This is a genomic window from Rhodococcus sp. ACPA1 (assembly GCF_002300195.1).
In the GTDB taxonomy this organism is placed as follows: Bacteria; Actinomycetota; Actinomycetes; order Mycobacteriales; family Mycobacteriaceae; genus Rhodococcus_F; species Rhodococcus_F opacus.
The window spans coordinates 881,672-901,009 of sequence record NZ_NSDX01000004.1 but is presented as its reverse complement, the minus strand read 5'-3'; the positions used below and the strand labels follow the sequence as shown (position 1 = coordinate 901,009).

Genomic DNA, 19,338 nt, shown 5'->3' with positions numbered 1-19,338 from the left:
TCACCTGCCAGTGGCTCAACAGTGAGGAGTCACATCCATGACCGAACACGGGGTTTCCCTGGTCACCTTGGACATTGCCGGAACGAGCGTCGACGAAGGCGGCGCCGTGTACGTCGCGTTGCGCGACACCGTCGAGAAGCACCTCGGCGAGCCGATTCCGGACGATCGGTTCGACCGGTGGAAGGGCACGGGCAAGCGGCAGGCCATCGAGGGACTGCTGCGGGAGAGCGGCGTGCCGGCCGAGAAGAATGTTCTGGACGCCGTCGAATCCGATTTCACCGCAATGCTTCTGGCTGCGTACCGGAAGACGCCGCCCACCGCACTGCCCGGGGTTCACGACGCCTTCGGTGCGTTGCGGCAGCGCGGCATCAAAATCGTTCTCCAGACCGGCTATTCACGCCAGATCGCGGAACCGCTGCTGGATCAGGTCGGGTGGGAGATCGGGCGGGACATCGACGGTGTGATCACGAGCGACCAGGTGCGGATGAGCAGGCCGTCGCCCTATCTCATCTTCCGCGCCATGGAACTCGCCGGAGTGCAGAGCGTCGACGAAGTGCTGGTGGGTGGCGACACCCCGAACGATCTCCGGGCGGGGACGAACGCCGGGGCGCGATACGTGGTGGGTGTCCTGACCGGCGCCCACGACGCGGCGACGCTGCGTCCGGAGCCCCACACGCACATCCTGGAGAGCGCGGCGAAGCTTCCCGAACTGCTGGGCTGAACGACGACTGTGGGCCGGTTCCGCTGCACGACAGCAGAACCGGCCCACAGTGGTGTCGGAAGAGCGGGATTACCTACGTCACCAGCCGCGTTCGGCGAGCCGGTGCGGGACCGGGATGTCGTCGACGTTGATCCCGACCATCGCCTCACCCAGCCCGCGGGAGACCTTCGCCAGCACGTCCGGGTCGTCGAAGAACGTGGTCGCCTTCACGATCGCCGCGGCCCGCTCGGCCGGGTTACCGGACTTGAAGATGCCCGACCCGACGAACACACCCTCCGCACCGAGCTGCATCATCATCGCCGCATCCGCCGGGGTGGCGATGCCACCGGCAGTGAACATCGTGACCGGCAACTTCCCGGCCTTGGCGACCTCGACGACCAGGTCGTACGGCGCCTGCAGCTCCTTCGCCGCCACATACAGCTCGTCCTCACTCAGCGAGGTCAACCGGCGGATCTCCCCACCGATCGTCCGCATGTGCGTGGTCGCGTTCGACACGTCACCGGTCCCGGCCTCACCCTTGGACCGGATCATCGCCGCACCCTCGGTGATCCGCCGCAGCGCCTCACCCAGATTGGTGGCACCACAGACGAACGGGACGGTGAACTGCCACTTGTCGATATGGTTGGCGTAGTCCGCCGGGGTCAGCACCTCGGACTCGTCGACGTAATCGACCCCGAGGGACTGCAGGATCTGCGCCTCCACGAAGTGCCCGATCCGGGCCTTGGCCATCACCGGAATCGACACCGCGGAGATGATGCCGTCGATCATGTCCGGATCACTCATCCGGGACACCCCACCCTGCGCCCGGATGTCCGCCGGCACCCGTTCGAGCGCCATGACCGCCACCGCACCGGCGTCCTCGGCGATCTTCGCCTGATCGGGGGTGACGACGTCCATGATGACCCCGCCCTTCAACATCTCGGCCATGCCACGCTTGACGCGCGCCGTACCGACTGCGGAACTGTTCACGACTGTCTCCTCTGATGACGATGGGTGTGCGGCTTCTGTTGCGCGGCCGCCAGCAGTTCGATGTCCGAGCCGCCGAGCGTCTCCACGGACTCGATGCGCTTCTCGGCCTCCGCGACCGACTCGTCCGCGGAACCGATCGGAGGAGCAGCGGACAGTGATTCGTCGTCGCGACCGCCCTTGCCGAGCAACTTCCGTACCTGGTAGCTGATCAGGATGACGATCAACGTCAGACCGCTCATGAGGAACTGGGAACGGGTGGTCGGCAGGAACGCCATCGCGAGAATGACGGTGGCCATCAGGGCGATGGTGGCGTAGCTCAGCCACGGGAACAGCCACATCCGGAGTTGCAGTGCGGCTGGGTCTTCGCGCTCGAGTCGCCGTCGGAGCACCACCTGGGAGATGGCGATCAGGAGGTACACGAACAGCGCGACCGCGCCGTACGAGTTGACGAGGAAGCCGAAGACGACGTCGCCCCACACGTAGGTGCAGGCGACGGACACGTATCCGACTGTGGTGCCGAGCAGGATCGCACGACGCGGCACGCCGTTGCGGGACAGCGTCGTGAAGAACTTGGGGGCGTCGCCGTTGCGGGTGAGTGCGAACAGCATTCGGGACGTGGTGTACAGCGCCGAGTTCAGGCAGGAGAGGACCGCGGTGAGGACGATGAAGTTCATGATCGTCGCGACACCGGGAATTCCGAGGACCTCGAGCACCGCGGCGTACGGGCTCACACCGACACTCTCGGTGTTCCACGGTTGGATCGTGACGACCACGAGAATCGAACCGACGTAGAACGTCACGATCCGTACCACGATCGACCGCATGGCATGGGCGACAGCACGCTTCGGCTCCTCCGACTCGGCCGCGGCGATCGTCACGATCTCGGCTCCCGTGTAGAAGGCGACGCAGGGGACGACCGCGGCGAGCACCGCACCCCAGCCGAGCGGGGTGAAGCCGCCGTGGTTCACGAGGTTGCCGAGCCCGGGCGTCGAATCGGGCCACAGTCCGGTGATCCAGAGGGCGCCCATCCCGAGAAACAGAACGATCGCCACGACCTTGATCGACGAGAACCAGTATTCGAACTCGCCGTAGGAGCGGGCGGACACCATGTTGGTGGCCGTCAGCAGGAGCATCAGCCCCAGGCTCAGGAGCCACAGCGGGATCATCGGCAGCCAGAGCTGCAGGATCCGGCCGCCGGCGATGGCCTCGACGGCGACGACGATGACGAAGAAATACCAGTACATCCACCCCGTCGCGAACCCGGCGCGACGCCCCAGGGCCTGGCGGGCGTAGACGTAGAACGATCCGACCACCGGCCGGGCCACCGCCATCTCCGCCAGCATCCGCATGATCAGCAACGTGATGATGCCTGCGATGAGGAAGGAGATGATGGCGCCGGGACCGGCACCGCCGATGACGACACCGCTGCCCACGAAGAGGCCGGCGCCGATCACCCCGCCCAGGGCGATGAGATTCATGTGCCTGCGCTTCAGGCCCTTGCCGAGACCTGAACTGTCGGTGTGTCCGGGAACGGTACTGTCCACATTTTCCTCCAGAAGGCGCTGCCGTGGCCCTCACCTGACCCGACCTCGTCGGTCGTGCGTCGATGCGGGCACCCACCGGTTCAGCGACCCAATCGTATATGTGATCCACATCACTTATTTCGGTGTTCACCTCACACTACGACTGGTGCCAGAACTCGCCCAGAGCCAGTTGCCTCGCAAGCGATGGGACCAGTTCGACCGCGGAACCGCCGACCGAGAAAGCCTCTGAACTGGGAGGACAGCGATCGCCGCCGGGAGGAGCGTGTTCGCATGGCCCGGCGGGACGGTTTCGCGGCACATCTGGATCCCCCGGCGCCGGCACGCACCCTCGAGGCCGTACGAACACCCCAACCCTGTGACCAGTGGTAACGAACTGGTCCCCAGACGTGCCGTCGAACTGGCACTGTGCTGCCCACCGGACCCTCCATACAGTGTTGTGCATCACATCAACAGTTCAGTTCGCGGTGGATCGTCTCCCGTATCTCCGCCGGCACTGTTCTCCGTTCCAACCGCCGACGATCCGACCCCGGATCGCGATGGCGACCTGACGATTCCGGTCAGCGCACAGTGGAGGAAAACGTGACTTCAACACCACCCCCGGTCCAATCCCAGGACTCCGGCCTCGGAAAGGGCCTGAAGAAACGGCACATGAACCTCATCGCCCTTGGCGGCGTGATCGGTGCCGGATTGTTCGTCGGCAGCGGCGTCGTCATCGAGAGCGCAGGCCCGGCGGCGATCGTGTCGTTTCTCATTGCGGGGGTCATCACACTCCTGATCATGCGGATGCTGGCGGAAATGGCGGTGGCCCGGCCGGTGGTCGGATCGTTCTACGTGTACGCCAGGGAAGCGCTCGGCAATCGCGCCGGCTTCTCGGTCGGCTGGATGTACTGGTACTTCTTCGTCATCGTCGTCGCGGTCGAAGCCATCGCCGGCGGCCGAATACTCCAGCTCTACCTCCCGTCCGCGCCGCTGTGGATCCTCAGCCTCGGCCTTCTCGTGATCCTGACCTGCACCAATCTCGTGTCAGCGCGTTCGTTCGGCGAATTCGAGTACTGGTTCTCGTCGATCAAGGTGATCGCGATCGTCCTCTTCCTCGGGTTGGGCGCACTGTGGATCACCGGACTGTGGCCGGACTCGACCCCCGGAGTGGCGAATCTCGTCAGCCACGGCGGATTCGCTCCGCTCGGCTGGGGCGCGGTGCTCGCCGCGGTCGTCCCCTGCGTGGCCTTCTTCACCGGTGCCGAGATCGTGACCATCGCGGCCGCCGAGTCCGCAGAACCCAAGAAAGCGGTCGCCCGGGCGATGCGCTCCATCGTGGTCCGGATCATCACCTTCTACGTCGGTTCCATCTTCGTCGTCGTCGCGGTTGTGCCGTGGAGCACGGAGGCCGTCGGAGTCAGCCCCTACGCGGCAGCGCTCTCCGCCCTGCACATTCCCGGTGTCGCCACGATCATGAACGTCGTCATCCTCACCGCGGTGCTGTCCTGCCTGAACTCGGCGCTGTACACCTCCTCGCGGATGCTCTTCGCCCTCACCCGCAACGGCGACGCCCCGCACATGTTCACCCGCCTGTCCGGCGGTGGCGTGCCGAGGCGCGCGATCCTCGCCGGAACGGTGATCGGCTACGCGTCGGTGATCGCGGCGTTCGTCTCCCCGGACCTCGTGTTCTCGTTCCTGGTCAACTCGTACGGCGCCGTAGCGCTCTTCGTCTACCTCATGATCGCGATCTCCCAGGTCGCGCTCCGCAGGAAACTGGAGGCTCGAGATCCCGAGGCCCTCAGCCTGAAGATGTGGCTGTTCCCCTGGCTCAGCTACGCGACCATCGCCCTGATGGGAGCCGTGATCGCCGCCATGGCCGTGCTCCCCACCACCCGTTCGCAGTTCTGGCTGAGTGTGGTGACTCTCGCCTTCATCCTGATCGGGTACGAGTTCCGCCGGCGCAGTCGCACCAGCGCCGAACGCCTCGACACCGTCACGCCGCCCGCGGAATCGCCTGCCGACGGTTCCGACGCGGAGCAACTCGTCGGAGTCGTCACCCACGAGCAACCCTGACGCACCCGCAGTACCGAAGGACAGGGACCGCACCAGCGGTCCCTGTCCTTCTCTGTGCGTCCGATGCGACATCGGCTTTTCCGGCACGACCCGCCGGGAATCGGGGCACACTTGCAGAAGACCTCGGCGGAGGAGGACACCGTGTTCCACCGCGGAGACGACGCCGTCACCGAAGAACACTCGCTGGACGAGTCCCTGCTCGTCGAGCCCGAATCCCGGCGCCGGCCGTGGCGGGAATTCCTCGTCTCGACCCCGGGACGACTATCCGTGCTGGGGATCGCCCTCGTGACCGCTGCGCTCGTGACCGGGGCGATCACGTCGGCGGCGATCGGTGCCCGGCAACAGCGCATCGAGACCCTGCGGACGCACACCGAACCCCTCACCTACGCAGCCGAACGGCTCTACAGTTCCCTGTCCATCGCCGACGCCGCGGCCGCCACATCCTTCATCTCGGGCGGTGTCGAGCCGATCGCCGTCCGCAATCGGTACAACCAGGCGATCGGGGACGCGTCGAACGCGCTGGTCACCGCGTCGAACGGCGTCGCCTCGACAGACGCCGCGGCCCTCGCGCTGCTGTCCGAGGTGTCGCGGAACCTCGCCGACTACACCAGCCTGATCGCCACGGCCCGCGCCAACAATCGGTCGGGCAACCCGGTCGGCGTCGCCTATCTCAGCGACGCCTCCGCGATGATGCAGGACACGATCCTGCCCGCGGCCGAGAGTCTCTACTCGGAGCAGTCGAGGTCCGTCGCCGACACCCAGGTCCTCACCGGGCGGCTCCCGAGAGCCGCGTTCGCCGTCGCCGTCGCCCTGCTCGTCGCGCTCGTCGTCGCGCAGGTGTATCTGGCGCGCAAGAGCAAACGACGCGTCAATCCCGGCCTCGTCCTCGCGTCGCTCCTCGCCGCCACCCTCCTGATCTGGCTGGCCGCCGCCACCCTGGTCTCCACCGCGGCCACGGACCGGGCGAGAACCGAAGGGGCGCAACCACTCGGCACGATCACGCAGGCGCGGATCCTCGCACAGCAGGCTCGGGCGGACGAGACCCTCGCGCTGCTGCAGCGCGGCTCCGACGAACAATCCGAGGTCGACTACACCCGGCGGTCGGCCGAACTCGCCGACATCCTCGGGGGGCTGCAGGACGGCGATCACGGTCCGGCGACGACACCGCCGATCGACGCCGCCGTGACCGCACTCGCCGACTGGCGGCGCGCACACACCATGCTGCAGGAGAAGCTCGACGTGGGGGACTACCCGGGGGCGAAGGCCATCGCGATCGGCCCCGCGGACTCGGCGTCCCCCGCCACCTTCGCGGCGCTCGACGAGTCGTTGCAGGACGGCATCGACCGATTCCGCAGCGAGGAACTCGACGGGATGGCCGACGCATATCGCTCGTTGTCGCTGCTCGCGGTGGGTAGCATGGTGATCGGCGTGCTCTGCGGGTTCGCCGTCGGTGGGGGGATCTGGCCCAGACTGAACGAGTACCACTGATGACGCGGGTGAGTCGACCGAGACGGCGGACGCGCCCGCGCGCCCTCCTTCTCTCCGCTGCCGTGGTCGCCGTCCTCGCGGCCGGATGCGCAACCCCGCAGCCCCTCACTCCCACCGTCCAGGGTGACTACTCGGAAGTGCCGCTGACGAGTGGGTCCGAGATCCTTCTGCCCACCGGCGACGTGCCCGAGGAGCCACCCGCACCCGACTCCTGCGGCGCGCTCGCGAGTCTCCGCCCCGCCGCCACCCCGGACGTCCGGGCGCCGGGAAGCTCGCTGGCCGAGATCACCGCCCGCGGCCGGCTGATCGTCGGAATCGATCAGAACACCAACCTCTTCAGTTTCCGGGATCCGACCACCGGCATGCTGATGGGATTCGACGTCGATGTCGCGGGAGAGATGGCACGGGACCTGTTCGGCGACCCCTCCCGGGTCGAATTCCGCCTGCTCACGTCCGGCGACCGTTTCGACGCCCTCGAGAACGAGGACGTGGATCTCGTGGTCAAGAGCACGTCGATCACGTGTGAACGGTCCGAGCGTGTCGCCTTCTCCACCGTGTACTTCCAGGCCTATCAGCGTCTGCTGGTGCCGAAGGGCTCCGGTATCTCCGGCCCGGAGGATCTGGCGGGCAAGCGCGTCTGCACCGCCGGCGACACCACCTCGCTGGACACCGTTCGCCGAGTGCAGCCCGAGGCCACGATCGTGGCGGTACCCGACTGGGACGACTGCCTCGTGGTCCTCCAGCAGCGGCAGGCCGACGCCGCGAGCACCGACGACTCCATCCTCGCCGGGCTCGCCGCGCAGGACCCGAACCTGGAGATCGTCGGCCCGCCGCTCGAATCGGAGCCGTACGGCATCGGGATCAACAAGAACCACGACGATCTGGTGCGTTTCGTGAACGGCACGCTGGATCGGATGCGGGCGGACGGAACCTGGACGAGGCTCTACGACAACTGGCTGACGGTTCTCGGTCCTTCCGCCGGACCACCCGCCCCCACGTACCGGGACTGAGGTGACACCGAGTGAGCGACGAAACCAGGCGAACACCGATGGACGACCCGCAATCCACCAGGGGTGTGCGGTTCGATCCGTTCGCGGACGACGAGGACGACGACGTCCCCTCGTCACGCACGGTGCCGGACGCCGCCCACACCTCCGACCTGTCGATGCTCCTGACCAATCCCGTTCTGGCGGAGCACAAACGTTACTGCGACCGATGCAAGCGTCCCGTCGGACGATCCACCGCCGCGCGGCCGGGCGACACGGAGGGGGTGTGCACCCACTGCGGCACCGTCTTCTCGTTCGCCCCGCAACTCGAGGCGGGTGAACTGGTCGCGGGCCAGTACGAGGTCCTGGGGTGCCTCGCCCACGGCGGTGTCGGCTGGATCTACCTCGCGCTCGACCACAACGTCAGCGACCGCTGGGTGGTGCTCAAAGGCCTGCTGCACTCGGGCGATCCCGTGGCCCAGGAGGTGGCTCTCGCCGAGCGCCGGTTCCTCGCCGAGGTGACGCATCCGAGCATCGTCAAGATCTACAACTTCGTCGAACACCCCGGGATGGACGGCAATCCCATCGGCTACATCGTGATGGAGTACGTCCGGGGCAGAACCCTGCGCGACGTGCTCACCGAACTGAAGGTGGACGCCGGACCCGACGACCCGAAGCCGATGCTGCCCGTGGAGCACGCCATCCGCTACCTCCTCGAGGTCACGCCCGCGCTCGGATATCTGCACTCGATGGGGTTGGTGTACAACGACCTCAAACCCGAGAACATCATGATCGGCGACGACTACGACCAGCTCAAGCTCATCGACATGGGCGCGGTCGCCAGGATCGGGGACCACGGATACATCTACGGCACACAGGGTTACCAAGCCCCCGAGATCGCCACCACCGGTCCCACCGTCGCCTCCGACATCTACACCGTCGGGCGCACACTCGCCGTGCTGACCCTCGACATGCCCACCGCCGGGGGCTGTTACGTCGACGGCCTGCCGACACCCGAGGAGGCGCCGCTGCTGGCGGAGTACGAGTTCTACCACCGGCTGCTGCTCCGGGCCATCCACCCCGATCCGGCCCGGCGCTTCGCGTCGGCCGAGGAGATGTCGACGCAACTCGAGGGTGTTCTACGCGAGGTGCGGGCCCAGCAGACCGGACACCCGCAGCCGGGACTGTCCCACCGGTTCAGCCCGCAGCGCACGACGTTCGGGACCGACCTCACGATCAGCCGCACCGACGTCTACGTCGACGGGCATCGCCGGGACGAGCGGATCAGCGCGATGAGTATCGTTCGGGCGCTGCCGATTCCGTTGGTGGACCCGGATGACCCTGCCGCTCCGCTGCTCTCCGTCGTCCACAGCCGACCGAGGGAACTCCTCGATTCATTGCACAGGGCGAAGGAGGCGGCGGACGACGGCGTGGCGTCCACGAGCATCGAGATCCCGCTCGCCGAAGTGCGCGCACACCTCGACCTCGGGCAGCCCCGTGATGCCGCCACCATTCTCGAATCCCTCGACCACCAACGCGAGGACACGTGGCGCGTCGACTGGCACACGGGACTGTGCGCGCTGGTGGGCGGCGACTTCGAGGCGGCGTTCACCCGATTCGATTCCGTCCTGACCGCGCTACCGGGCGAGGAAGCTCCGAAGCTCGCCCTCGCCGCGACGGCCGAGATGTGGTGCGAATACCGCTCCGGCGAGGACATCGGGCGGTGGCGCCGGACCGCCGAAAAGTATTACTGCACAGTGTGGCGCACGGATCACGGCGCGGTCAGTGCGGCGTTCGGACTGTCGCGGCAACTCGAGCACCGCGACGACCGGGCGGCTGCGGTGCAGGCGCTCGACGAGGTGCCACCGACGTCGCGGCACTATGCCGAGGCCCGGTTGACGAGTGTGCTGATGCTCGTCCACGATCGGCCCCTCGCCGAGGTGAGTGAACGGGATCTGCAGGAGGCGGCCCGGCGGGTCGAACTGCTCGCCCACGACGAGCGTCGCGCACTCCAGACCCGGGTGCTCGTCCTCGGCGTGGCCGTGGACTGGCTGCACGCCGGCGGCATCCCCGAGACGACGAGGATCCTCAGCGTGCCGTTCACCGAGCGCGGTCTGCGCACCGGGGCGGAGTCGGCGCTCCGGGCCCTCGCCCGCAAGGCACCCGAGCGCCGGCATCGGTACACGCTGGTGGATCTCGCAAACCTGATCCGCCCGACCACGTGGCTGTGACACCCGAACTCGAGTCACAGCACCCCGAATCCGATGTGCTCGCGGCCCCACCGGGCATTCCACGCCATCACCTGCATACGGTCGCTCAAAGCGTCACGGCTGCGGACCGTTTCGGCCAGCTGGCCCATGAGTTCGATGATGCGGCGCCGAGCGTCTTCCAGTTCCGTTGCCAGGCGCTCCTCCTCCCTCGACCTCGCGGTGCGGTTCCTGCTCGCGACCATGGTGTTCATCTCTACTCCGATCGTGACGCCGTGGCGTTGTCCACGGGGCTCATCGCACTGACAACTCTGGGGCATCTGGTACGGGTCCAGAAGATCCAGAAAGACGGTGAGACAGGGGTCCAATCTGGACCTATGACGTAGCGCACAAGTGGTTCTGACGTCGGAGGCGATTCGATCGTAGGGTTCGAGTGCTCGCTGAAATCTCGACCGGAGAGGTACCCATGAGCTTTGACACCGACGCACTCACGATCGCGGGCCGGGACTTCTCGTCCCGTCTCGTCATGGGCACAGGCGGTGCGGCCAACCTCTCGGTGCTGGAAGACGCACTCGTCGCCTCGGGCACCGAACTGACGACGGTGGCGATGCGCCGAGTGGACGCCGCAGGGAGGACCGGGCTGCTCGAACTGCTGGATCGACTGGGTATCGCGTTGTTGCCGAACACAGCCGGCTGCCGAGGTGCCACGGAGGCCGTGCTGACCGCGCGCCTGGCCCGCGAGGCCCTGGGCACCAACTGGGTCAAGCTCGAAGTGATCGCCGACGAGCGCACGCTCCTGCCCGACGGAATCGAGCTCGTCGCGGCGGCCGAACAACTCGTGGACGACGGATTCGTCGTGCTGCCCTACACCAACGACGACCCTGTCCTCGCGCAGCGCCTGGTCGATGCCGGGTGCGCCGCCGTGATGCCACTCGGGTCGCCGATCGGCACCGGGCTCGGCATCTCGAACCCCCGCAACATCGAGATGATCGTCGCGCGCACCGACATCCCGGTCATTCTCGACGCCGGGATCGGCACCGCGAGCGACGCAGCACTGGCGATGGAACTCGGCTGCGACGCCGTACTGCTCGCCACGGCGGTGACGAGAGCGTCGGACCCTCCGCTGATGGCCGCGGCGATGGCCGGAGCAGTCGCGGCCGGGCGCCGCGCCCGGAATGCCGGACGAATACCGAAACGGTTCTGGGCGCAGGCGTCGTCACCGGTCGCGGTGTAATCGGCCGTCCCACGAACGCCGACTCGGCTAGCGTGAGCCCCCATGCGGGTACACCACCTCAATTGCGGCTCGTTCTCCTCGGCGCTCATCGGGCGGTTGGTGTGCCATGTGCTGGCGTGCGAAACCGACGCGGGCATCGTGCTGGTCGACTCCGGCTTCGGGTTGGCGGACGTCGCCGATCCCACCGGACGCGTCGGCCGGTACGCGAACCGGATGGGCGCCCGGTTCCGGGAGTCGGAGACGGCGGTCCGCCGGCTCGAGAAGCTGGGCCTGAATCCTGCGGACGTGACCCACATCGTCGCGACCCATCTCGACTTCGACCACATCGGTGGCGTCGCCGACTTCCCGAACGCCACCCTGCACACCACCGCCGCGGAACGGGTGGCGTCGGAAGGACGTTCGTCGTTCCGGGAGAAGGTCCGGTACCGTCCCGCCCAGCTCACCCCCCAACCCACGCTGCACACCTACTCGGGGCCGGGCGAATCCGTGCTCGGGTTCTCCGACACCTACCCGATCGCCGGTGTCGGCGACCGCATCGTGCTCGTCCCGATGCCCGGCCACACCCGCGGTCACGCGGCGGTGGCCGTCGACACCGGCGAGAAGGGCTGGCTGCTACACGCGGGCGACGCGTTCTACCACCGCAGCACCGTCGCCGCCCCCGGACAGGTGTCGCCGGGAACCGAGGGTCGCGCCCTGCGGGTGATGGAAGAGCTGATCGCGGTGGATCGTTCGAAGATCCGCGGCAATCATCGCCGGCTCCGGCAACTGAACAATCAGGTGGCGCCGCGGGTGCGCGTCTTATCCGCCCACGACCCGACACTGTTCGAGGAACTGGCCGGAGAGCGGGGCTAGGCCCAAAGCCGTGTAGTTAACGGGGACGGCTGGCGGTCAAGAATGCGGGTCTTGGGCGTGTCGTGCGCGAATGGGTAGCGGAGCTCCGGTAGAAGAGGGCGTCCTCCAAGACATCCTCGACCCAGGAGCTCCGCTGACTACTGATTCTGTCATCACCCGTGTCGTCACCGTCGCGGGAGGCCGGTTCGCCCCGGGTCATCTCGGGGAGCTGACCCGAATCGTGGGCTTCGACATGGTCGACGCCGCATTGGCCGAGACCGGCAAGGTCCAGGCCCGGGTGCGTGATTTGCCCTCGCGGGTGGTGGTCTACCTGCTGCTGGCCGCCGGGCTGTTCGCCGAGGTGGGGTTCGGGCAGGTGTGGCAGCGGATGATCGCCGGACTCGACGGGCTCGCGGTGGCCACCCCGTCCGCCGGAGCGCTGGCCCAGGCCCGACGCCGGATCGGCCCGGCACCGTTGCGTGCCCTGTTCGACCTGCTCCGCGGCCCGGCCGCCGGCCTGGCCACGAAGGGCGTGTACTGGCGGGGGCTACTGGTTACGGCCATCGACGGCACCATGATGTGCTGCCCGGACACCGTGGCGAATTTGCAGGTCTACCACCGGGGCGGCGGGTTTCACGGCGGCACCGGGTATCCGATGGTGCGCCTTCTCGCTCTGGTGGCGTGCGGCACCCGCACCGTGATCGACGCGACGTTCGGTGCCAGCAGCGTCGGGGAGACCACCTACACCCTCGACCTACTCCGGGGGATGCGCCGCGGGATGATCGTGCTGGCCGACCGCAACTTCGCCTCGCAGGCGTTGCTCGCCGCGGTCCGCGACACCGGTGCGCACCTGCTGGTCCGGGTCAAGAACAGCCGCAACCTCCCGGTCTGCGCCCGCCTGCCCGACGGCTCCTACCTGTCCCGGATGGGCCCGGTCGAGGTCCGTGTCCTGTGCTGCGAGATCACCATCACAACCAGCGCGGGAGCTCGCAGCGAGACCTACAAGCTGGTGACCACCCTCCTCGATCCCGACTGTCCCGCAACCGAAATCGTCCGCCTCTACCACGATCGGTGGGAGATCGAGACCGCGTTCCTGGAGCTGAAATCGACGATCCTCGGTGGCCGGGTGCTGCGCGCCCGCACCCCACGCGGGGTCGAGCAGGAGATCTACGCGCTGCTCGTCACCTACCAGGCGTTGCGCGTCGCGATCACCGACGCCACCCTCGGGTGCCCCGACGTCGATCCCGACCGTGCCAGCTTCACCATCGCCCTCAACGCGGCCCGCGACCAACTCATTCACGCCGCGGGTGTCATCGAAACCACCGTCGTCGACCTCGTCGGCATCATCGGCGAACGCGTCCTCGACCACCTGATGCCCGCCCGACGATCACGAACCAACCCCCGCGTGGTCAAACGAGCGATCTCCAAGTTCGTCGCCAGCACTGCCCGCGGCCGCACCCGAGGGCCAAGTCTCAAGGCCACCATCGCCATCAACATCCTCACCGACATCGACCCTTGACAACACAACCCACGACTTAACTACACGGCTTTGGGGCTAGGCCTTCGGCCCGTGCGTGGTTGACGAGTCCCTGCACTAGTCAGCCATGCACGGGCGTTACTTGGCCCATTCCAGCAGATCGTCGGCGGACCACGTGTTCACGACGCGGTCGGCCTCGACACCGCACCGCATCGCCCGCTCGCATCCGTACCCCTGCCAGGCGAGTTGCCCGGGGGCGTGCGCGTCGGTGTCGATCGAGAACAGGCACCCCACGTCGATGGCCAGATCGATGAGACGGCTCGGCGGGTCGCGGCGTTCGGGACGGCTGTTGATCTCGACGGCGGTGCCGTTGTCGCGGCAGGCGGTGAACACCTGCTCCGCGTCGAACGTCGACTCCGGCCTGGTTCCGCGCCCGCCTTCGACGAGGCGGCCGGTGCAATGCCCCAGCACGTCCACCAGCGGATTCTCCACCGCCCGGACCATCCGGCGGGTCATCGCCCCGCGCTCCGCCCGCAACTTGGAGTGCACGCTGGCGACGACGATGTCGAGTTCGTCGAGCAGATCCGGATCCTGGTCGAGTGAACCGTCGTCGAGGATGTCGACCTCGATGCCGGTGAGGATGCGGAACGGTGCCAGTTCCTCGTTCAGCTCGGCGATCACCTCCAGCTGAGAACGCAACCGCTCCGCCGACAGCCCGTTCGCGACCGTCAGACGCGGGGAATGGTCTGTCAGAGCGCAGTATTCGTGACCCAGAGCGGCCGCGCTGCGCATCATCTCGTCGATGGGGCTGCCGCCGTCCGACCAGTCCGAGTGCGTGTGCAGGTCGCCTTTCAGCGCCTCCCGAAGCGCACCGCCGCCGATGGGCTCCGCGTTCTCCCGTAGTTCCGCGAGATAGACGGGCACGCCGTCGAGCGCCTCCCGGATCACGGTCGCCGTCTTGGGTCCGATGCCGGGCAGATCCTTCCAGCTGTCGGTGCGCTGTCGGACGTCCCGCTGCTCCTCGGACAGTTCGGCCACCACGGCGGCCGCGCGGCGGTACGCCTTCACACGATGCGTCTCCGCACGCGACCGCTCGAGCCAGAACGCTGTCTCTCGCAAGGCCTGCACCGGGTCCATCGGGCTGTCGGCGTCCATGCCTCCAGTGTTGCGCCCACCCGGACGTCACCGCAACGCTTCGCGCGCCCCGTCCCGGACCGCGGTGGTGAGCGCCGCGAGGATCGGCGAGTCCAGCTTCCACCGCTGCCAGTACAACGGGACGTCGATCGGGCGGGACGGGTCGAGTTCGACGAGCCCGTGGTCGTCGCCGGTGTGCAACTCCGGCAGCAGTCCCCAGCCCAGTCCGTGGCGGACGGCGTCGGAGAATGCCGAAGACCCGGGAACGAAATGCCGCGGCGGCTGCAGTCGGCGCCGTGCGAATCCGCGCAGGAACCGGGCCTGCAGTTCGTCCTTGCGGTCGAAGTCGAGCATCGGTGCCACTGCGAGGGCGTCCGGTGCCGGGCCGTCGGGGAGCCAGCGTTCGGCGTAGTCGCGGCTGCAGAGCGCGCGGTACCGCATCGACCCCAGCTTCTCCACGGTGCAGCCCTGCACCGCCTCCGGGACGGACGTCACCGCGGCCATCACCGTGCCCTCCTTCAGCAGGGTGGTCGAGTGGAATTCGTCTTCCCGATGCAGATCGAACAGCGCCCGATGTTCCGGCGCCAAGCGGGCGAGTGCCGGAATCATCCACGTGGACAGCGAATCCGCGTTGACGACCAGCGACAAAGTGCTCGTCGTCGCCTCCTCGGGATTGAGGGACGACATCGCCTCGCGCTCGAGGTGTGCCATCTGGCGGGCGAGCGTGAGCACGACGTGACCGGACTCGGTTGCCCGGACCGGCTTGGCCCGCTGCACCAGGACGCGTCCCACCTGCTGCTCGAGTGCCTTGATCCGCTGGCTCACCGCGGACGGCGTGATGTGCAGTACCCGGGCCGCGGCGTCGAACGTGCCTTCGTCGATCACGGCCGCGAACGTGCGGAGAGAAGCCAGGTCCAGGTCCATATGAAGCAATGCTAATGGCAATGAAGGATAATTAGCTGGATTGATGGCCTCGGGCTTCGTAGCGTGGTTCTCATGCACCTCACCCCTGCCTTGCTCACGGCGGCGGCCGGCTTCGGTACCGGCCTGTCGCTGATCGTCGCGATCGGCGCGCAGAACGCGTTCGTCCTGCGACAGGGGATCGCGCGCAGGCACGTCCTGCCGGTGGTCGTGCTGTGCGCGGTATCGGACGCCGTGCTCATTGCCGTCGGGATCAGCGGGATCGGCGCGGTACTCGCGCACGCTCCCGCCGCCATCACCGTGATCCGGTGGGCGGGTGCGGCATTCCTCGTCTCCTACGCGGTGCTCGCCGCTCGCCGCGCCCTTCGCCCCGGAACGCTCGATGCCACGCAGGAAATCGGATCGGCGACCCTCGCGACGTCGATCCTCACCTGCCTCGCACTCACGTGGCTCAACCCGCACGTGTACCTCGACACGGTGCTGATGCTCGGCTCGGTGGCCAACAACCAGGGCGATTCGGGCCGGTGGCTGTTCGGCCTCGGTGCCGTCACCTCGAGCGTCGTCTGGTTCCTCGCGCTCGGCTACGGCGCCCAGTTCCTGCACCGCGTGTTCGCCCGCCCCGGCGCGTGGCGCGTGCTCGACGCCGGGATCGCCGCATTGATGCTCACCCTCGGCATCACCCTCGTCGCCAGTTAGTCACCATCTAGTCAACATTTGGTTGACAATGCGACTCGTGTCAACCAATACTTGACACATGCCGGACGCCGCGCTCACTCAACTGCTGTCGGACGCGATCGCCAAGGCGGACCCCGAGATCGACCCAGGGCTGGACCACGACCCCGCGGCCTACCTGGCGCTCGTCCGGCTCACCTCGCAGGCACGGGAGTCGGTCGACGAACTGCTGGTCTCCGCGATCGCCGCCGCGCGCTCCGCCGGGCACAGCTGGGACACGGTCGGCGCCGCACTCGGCATGTCGCGGCAGGCGGCGCAACAACGCTTCGGCAAGCGGATCGGCGACGCCCCCGACGCGGACCCGGACGGCCGGACCCGCCGGCTCACCCCGCTCACCGCGTTCAACGAGATGCGCATCCTCAACCACGCCGGCACGTACGGCTGGCACTCCGTCGGGTTCGGCACCCTGTTCCACACCGTCCGCAAGTCCGAGGAGCAGTGGGAGCACACCCGCGTGTCGGCGCCGGCGAGCCGTCAGAAACTCGAGGCCGACGGCTGGCAGAAGGTCGGGACGCTGTGGTTCCCCTGGGCATACTTCAAGCGCCCGTTGGGCATTCCCGCCCTCCCGGAACCGGTGAGCGGCGACTACCTGATGGAGCCGTGATGGACGCCGTCGCGCGATTCGCGGCCGCCCGCATCGCGCGGCTCGCCACGGTCGGGGCCGACGGGGTGCCGCACCTCGTCCCGCTCGTCTTCGCGCTCGACTCCGACACGATCTATTCCTGCGTCGACCACAAACCGAAGCGCACCACGGCATTACGGCGCCTGACGAACATCGCGGCCAACCCCGCCGTCACCCTGCTCGTGGACCACTACGACGAGAACTGGGACCACCTGTGGTGGGTGCGGGTCGACGGTCGGGCCGAGGTCCTCACAGCCGACTCCCCGGAGGGCGGCGCCGCGATCGACGTCCTCGCCGCGAAGTATCCACAGTACGTCGACCGCCGCCCGGACGGACCGGTGATCGCGATCCACGACCTGTCGTGGCACCACTGGAGTGCCTTCGGCCCGTGAGTACTTGTTAACCGCCCGCGGTTAACAAGTACTCACAGGGCGCTAGCCTCGACAGCATGCCCACAGCCCTGATCACCGGCGCGAGCCGTGGCCTCGGAGCCGCCATCGCCCGCGAACTCGCACCGACCCACGACCTCCTGCTCGGCGCCCGGTCTGCCGGATCGCTGACCGGCATTCTCGACGAACTGCCGGACGCCACGCCCTGGCCGGTCGAGGTGACCGATTACGACGCGCTGGCGGCCGCGTGCACCCCGATCGAACGGCTCGACGTGCTCGTCCACAACGCCGGCGTCGCCGATCTCGCGACCGTGGGGGAGTCGACCGTCGAACAGTGGCGGCACACGCTCGAGGCGAACGTCATCGCGGTGGCCGAACTGACACGACTGCTGCTGCCCGCCCTCCGCGCCGCGGGTGGGCACGTCGTCCTGATCAACTCGGGCGCCGGGCTCCGCGCGAACGCCGGCTGGGCGTCGTACGCGGCGAGCAAATTCGCCCTGCGGGCGTTCGGTGACGCACTGCGGCTCGAGGAACCGTTACTGCGCGTCACGTCAATTCACCCCGGGCGGATCGACACCGATATGCAGCGCACCATCGTGGCCGGCGAGGGCGACGAATACCGGCCGGAGAAGTATCTGCAGCCGTCGACGGTCGCAAAAGCCGTGCGCAACGCGGTGGAGACACCGAGTGACGCGCACCCCACAGAAGTCGTGCTGAGGGTGCGCTGACAGCGAAGAAACCTGCGTGAGATAGATCACAGATTGATCTCACAGAAAGGCTTTAAGCTGCTCACAATTAGTCGCCCTACAGTTCTTCTCATCAGCAGAGGCCGCAAACGTGAGTCAGGATGAACGAGCTGACTCCCAGGAGGTATCCCCACGATGAACACCGACCAGCGTATGCACAGCGACACCGTCGTCGCCGTCGACGGCGACGTCTTCGCGACGATGTTCACTCTCGATCTCGGTGACGGCGAGGTCGATCGCGAGGCAGTCGAGCGGATTTACGCCGGCGACTTCGACGAGTGGATCGAGGCGGCAGCGCGGTCGGGTCTGTTCACGCCCCAGGCGGTCGCGAGCCTGGTTCAGACGTGGCAGGACAACCCGAAGACCTTGTTCGACGCTCTGCTCGTCGATGCCGACGAGATGACCCACAAGCGGTACGCGATCATCTGGGACGCGCTCGACGACGCCGACACGTTCGAGAACGTCGAGTACGCCTGACGATCAGAACGGCCACGCGGGCACGGGCGGCAGCCCCTCCCGCGTGGGGCGCCCGATAACCCACGCCAGCAGTTCGGTGCGCGGAAGTTCCGGCACCCCGACGTCCGGATGCCGGGCCGCCAGCGCGGGCAGCTCCGATTCCAGCGTGTGCTCCACGAAGGTCCCCGGCCAGTCGGCCGCCGAGTAGTCGAGCCCCAGGTCGACGTGGTGGATTTCGAGCTCGCGCCACCGCAGCACCGGCACCTGCCGCGCCGGCACCTGCCGACGCCAGTTCACCGGCGTCTCGTACAGATCTTCGGTGATCCGGCGTAGCGACTCGATCACCCGCCGTCCCGCGAAGCGGAAATCGGCCACCAGCAGTTCGGCCGGACGTCCGGCCCCCTCCTCGATCGCCGCGGCCCGCGCGGCCGGACCTCCCGGGTACATCTCGGGTGCGGCCTCGCCGGTGATCACCCCGACGGCGAACCGGTTGAGCGCGTCCGCGTTCCTCGCGAGGTGTGTGACGACGTGCCCCCGGCTCCACCCCGGCAGCAGCGACGGCTCCCGCGCCTGCTCGTCGGTCAACCCCGCCAGCGTCGCCTCCACCGTCCTGTGCGATTCGGCAACCGCATCGAGCAGTTCGGCATACGACAGTGCGGCACGCGGCGATGTCATGCAGACGATGCTAGGCGATGCCACCCACAGCCCACCCCACGACGAATCCCAGGATCTCGATAACGGAACGGTGACGATCGGTACCCGGCGGGTGCAAATCGGACAATCGTACCGATACTGAGATCGACTGTCGGACAAGGTGGTTGAAAGGTGG

At 67.6% G+C, this 19,338-nt stretch carries 19 protein-coding genes; 13 read left to right on the top strand and 6 right to left on the bottom strand.

The window, feature by feature from the left end:
- The first annotated feature begins 37 nt into the window (after positions 1 to 37).
- Complete coding sequence (locus CJ177_RS22160; RefSeq protein WP_005249196.1) at positions 38 to 721, top strand: phosphonatase-like hydrolase; 684 nt, start codon at positions 38 to 40, stop codon at positions 719 to 721.
- Positions 722 to 799: 78 nt separating this feature from the next.
- Here CJ177_RS22160 and pdxS read toward each other — a convergent pair whose 3' ends face one another.
- Together pdxS and CJ177_RS22150 are read right to left on the bottom strand one after the other, a co-directional pair.
- On the bottom strand, positions 800 to 1,690 hold the full coding sequence (gene pdxS, locus CJ177_RS22155) for a pyridoxal 5'-phosphate synthase lyase subunit PdxS (RefSeq protein WP_005249195.1): 891 nt from the start codon (positions 1,688 to 1,690) through the stop codon (positions 800 to 802).
- On the bottom strand, positions 1,687 to 3,234 hold the full coding sequence (locus tag CJ177_RS22150; protein WP_005249194.1) for an amino acid permease: 1,548 nt from the start codon (positions 3,232 to 3,234) through the stop codon (positions 1,687 to 1,689). Before CJ177_RS22150 ends, pdxS begins: the two co-directional genes overlap by 4 nt.
- A 648-nt stretch (positions 3,235 to 3,882) precedes the next feature.
- Here CJ177_RS22150 and CJ177_RS22145 point away from each other — a divergent pair.
- The 4 genes from CJ177_RS22145 (at position 3,883) to CJ177_RS22130 (ending at position 9,991) form a co-directional block, all read left to right on the top strand.
- Positions 3,883 to 5,286 (top strand): amino acid permease, encoded by a 1,404-nt coding sequence (locus CJ177_RS22145; RefSeq protein WP_231914080.1) that lies wholly within the window; start codon positions 3,883 to 3,885, stop codon positions 5,284 to 5,286.
- A gap of 141 nt (positions 5,287 to 5,427) precedes the next feature.
- Complete coding sequence (locus CJ177_RS22140) at positions 5,428 to 6,774, top strand: hypothetical protein (protein ID WP_005249192.1); 1,347 nt, start codon at positions 5,428 to 5,430, stop codon at positions 6,772 to 6,774.
- Entirely contained in the window at positions 6,774 to 7,784 is a 1,011-nt protein-coding gene (locus tag CJ177_RS22135) for a glutamate ABC transporter substrate-binding protein (RefSeq protein ID WP_025433622.1), read from the top strand. Before CJ177_RS22140 ends, CJ177_RS22135 begins: the two co-directional genes overlap by 1 nt.
- A 38-nt stretch (positions 7,785 to 7,822) precedes the next feature.
- Positions 7,823 to 9,991 (top strand): serine/threonine-protein kinase, encoded by a 2,169-nt coding sequence (locus CJ177_RS22130; protein WP_095868588.1) that lies wholly within the window; start codon positions 7,823 to 7,825, stop codon positions 9,989 to 9,991.
- Between the two features lie 14 nt (positions 9,992 to 10,005).
- Here the strand turns inward: CJ177_RS22130 and CJ177_RS22125 are convergent, their stop codons facing one another.
- Positions 10,006 to 10,221, bottom strand: a complete 216-nt coding sequence (locus CJ177_RS22125; protein ID WP_025433623.1) for a hypothetical protein — start codon at positions 10,219 to 10,221, stop codon at positions 10,006 to 10,008.
- Between the two features lie 212 nt (positions 10,222 to 10,433).
- Here CJ177_RS22125 and CJ177_RS22120 point away from each other — a divergent pair, with 212 nt between their 5' ends.
- From CJ177_RS22120 to CJ177_RS22110, 3 genes are all read left to right on the top strand, one after another.
- Positions 10,434 to 11,201: a thiazole synthase gene (locus CJ177_RS22120; RefSeq protein ID WP_005249188.1), complete on the top strand. Its 768-nt coding sequence runs from the start codon at positions 10,434 to 10,436 to the stop codon at positions 11,199 to 11,201.
- Positions 11,202 to 11,243: 42 nt separating this feature from the next.
- The gene (locus CJ177_RS22115) at positions 11,244 to 12,053 is read left to right on the top strand and encodes an MBL fold metallo-hydrolase (RefSeq protein WP_095868587.1); all 810 of its coding nucleotides are present in this window, start codon (positions 11,244 to 11,246) and stop codon (positions 12,051 to 12,053) included.
- A gap of 70 nt (positions 12,054 to 12,123) precedes the next feature.
- Entirely contained in the window at positions 12,124 to 13,551 is a 1,428-nt protein-coding gene (locus tag CJ177_RS22110; RefSeq protein ID WP_218835123.1) for an IS4 family transposase, read from the top strand.
- Between the two features lie 96 nt (positions 13,552 to 13,647).
- Here CJ177_RS22110 and CJ177_RS22105 read toward each other — a convergent pair whose 3' ends face one another.
- Both CJ177_RS22105 and CJ177_RS22100 read right to left on the bottom strand, forming a co-directional pair.
- Positions 13,648 to 14,646, bottom strand: coding sequence for a PHP domain-containing protein (locus CJ177_RS22105; protein WP_095868816.1), 999 nt, complete (start codon positions 14,644 to 14,646; stop codon positions 13,648 to 13,650).
- A 45-nt stretch (positions 14,647 to 14,691) separates the two neighbouring features.
- The gene (locus tag CJ177_RS22100; RefSeq protein ID WP_095868586.1) at positions 14,692 to 15,567 is read right to left on the bottom strand and encodes a LysR family transcriptional regulator ArgP; all 876 of its coding nucleotides are present in this window, start codon (positions 15,565 to 15,567) and stop codon (positions 14,692 to 14,694) included.
- Between the two features lie 72 nt (positions 15,568 to 15,639).
- On the opposite strand from CJ177_RS22100, the gene CJ177_RS22095 reads away from it, so the two are divergent.
- The 5 genes from CJ177_RS22095 (at position 15,640) to CJ177_RS22075 (ending at position 18,530) form a co-directional block, all read left to right on the top strand.
- Positions 15,640 to 16,260 (top strand): LysE/ArgO family amino acid transporter, encoded by a 621-nt coding sequence (locus CJ177_RS22095; protein WP_179443261.1) that lies wholly within the window; start codon positions 15,640 to 15,642, stop codon positions 16,258 to 16,260.
- A gap of 58 nt (positions 16,261 to 16,318) precedes the next feature.
- On the top strand, positions 16,319 to 16,900 hold the full coding sequence (locus CJ177_RS22090; RefSeq protein ID WP_095868584.1) for a hypothetical protein: 582 nt from the start codon (positions 16,319 to 16,321) through the stop codon (positions 16,898 to 16,900).
- Entirely contained in the window at positions 16,900 to 17,310 is a 411-nt protein-coding gene (locus CJ177_RS22085; protein ID WP_025433627.1) for a TIGR03668 family PPOX class F420-dependent oxidoreductase, read from the top strand. Before CJ177_RS22090 ends, CJ177_RS22085 begins: the two co-directional genes overlap by 1 nt.
- Positions 17,311 to 17,366: 56 nt before the next feature.
- Positions 17,367 to 18,035: an SDR family oxidoreductase gene (locus CJ177_RS22080; protein WP_095868583.1), complete on the top strand. Its 669-nt coding sequence runs from the start codon at positions 17,367 to 17,369 to the stop codon at positions 18,033 to 18,035.
- 153 nt (positions 18,036 to 18,188) lie between these two features.
- The gene (locus CJ177_RS22075) at positions 18,189 to 18,530 is read left to right on the top strand and encodes a hypothetical protein (protein WP_005249180.1); all 342 of its coding nucleotides are present in this window, start codon (positions 18,189 to 18,191) and stop codon (positions 18,528 to 18,530) included.
- A gap of 3 nt (positions 18,531 to 18,533) precedes the next feature.
- Here the strand turns inward: CJ177_RS22075 and CJ177_RS22070 are convergent, their stop codons facing one another.
- Positions 18,534 to 19,184, bottom strand: a complete 651-nt coding sequence (locus tag CJ177_RS22070; RefSeq protein WP_095868582.1) for a maleylpyruvate isomerase family mycothiol-dependent enzyme — start codon at positions 19,182 to 19,184, stop codon at positions 18,534 to 18,536.
- Positions 19,185 to 19,338: the final 154 nt, after the last annotated feature.

What these genes read in the sequence shown, in the direction of transcription:
- CJ177_RS22160 (WP_005249196.1), top strand. Translation starts at nt 38, where the DNA reads ATGACCGAACACGGGGTTTCCCTGGTCACCTTGGACATTGCCGGAACG.
- CJ177_RS22145 (WP_231914080.1), top strand. Translation starts at nt 3,883, where the DNA reads ATGAACCTCATCGCCCTTGGCGGCGTGATCGGTGCCGGATTGTTCGTC.
- CJ177_RS22135 (WP_025433622.1), top strand. Translation starts at nt 6,774, where the DNA reads ATGACGCGGGTGAGTCGACCGAGACGGCGGACGCGCCCGCGCGCCCTC.
- CJ177_RS22130 (WP_095868588.1), top strand. Translation starts at nt 7,823, where the DNA reads ATGGACGACCCGCAATCCACCAGGGGTGTGCGGTTCGATCCGTTCGCG.
- CJ177_RS22125 (WP_025433623.1), bottom strand. Translation starts at nt 10,221, where the DNA reads ATGAACACCATGGTCGCGAGCAGGAACCGCACCGCGAGGTCGAGGGAG.
- CJ177_RS22120 (WP_005249188.1), top strand. Translation starts at nt 10,434, where the DNA reads ATGAGCTTTGACACCGACGCACTCACGATCGCGGGCCGGGACTTCTCG.
- CJ177_RS22115 (WP_095868587.1), top strand. Translation starts at nt 11,244, where the DNA reads ATGCGGGTACACCACCTCAATTGCGGCTCGTTCTCCTCGGCGCTCATC.
- CJ177_RS22110 (WP_218835123.1), top strand. Translation starts at nt 12,124, where the DNA reads ATGGGTAGCGGAGCTCCGGTAGAAGAGGGCGTCCTCCAAGACATCCTC.
- CJ177_RS22105 (WP_095868816.1), bottom strand. Translation starts at nt 14,646, where the DNA reads ATGGACCCGGTGCAGGCCTTGCGAGAGACAGCGTTCTGGCTCGAGCGG.
- CJ177_RS22100 (WP_095868586.1), bottom strand. Translation starts at nt 15,567, where the DNA reads ATGGACCTGGACCTGGCTTCTCTCCGCACGTTCGCGGCCGTGATCGAC.
- CJ177_RS22095 (WP_179443261.1), top strand. Translation starts at nt 15,640, where the DNA reads ATGCACCTCACCCCTGCCTTGCTCACGGCGGCGGCCGGCTTCGGTACC.
- CJ177_RS22090 (WP_095868584.1), top strand. Translation starts at nt 16,319, where the DNA reads ATGCCGGACGCCGCGCTCACTCAACTGCTGTCGGACGCGATCGCCAAG.
- CJ177_RS22085 (WP_025433627.1), top strand. Translation starts at nt 16,900, where the DNA reads ATGGACGCCGTCGCGCGATTCGCGGCCGCCCGCATCGCGCGGCTCGCC.
- CJ177_RS22080 (WP_095868583.1), top strand. Translation starts at nt 17,367, where the DNA reads ATGCCCACAGCCCTGATCACCGGCGCGAGCCGTGGCCTCGGAGCCGCC.
- CJ177_RS22075 (WP_005249180.1), top strand. Translation starts at nt 18,189, where the DNA reads ATGAACACCGACCAGCGTATGCACAGCGACACCGTCGTCGCCGTCGAC.
- CJ177_RS22070 (WP_095868582.1), bottom strand. Translation starts at nt 19,184, where the DNA reads ATGACATCGCCGCGTGCCGCACTGTCGTATGCCGAACTGCTCGATGCG.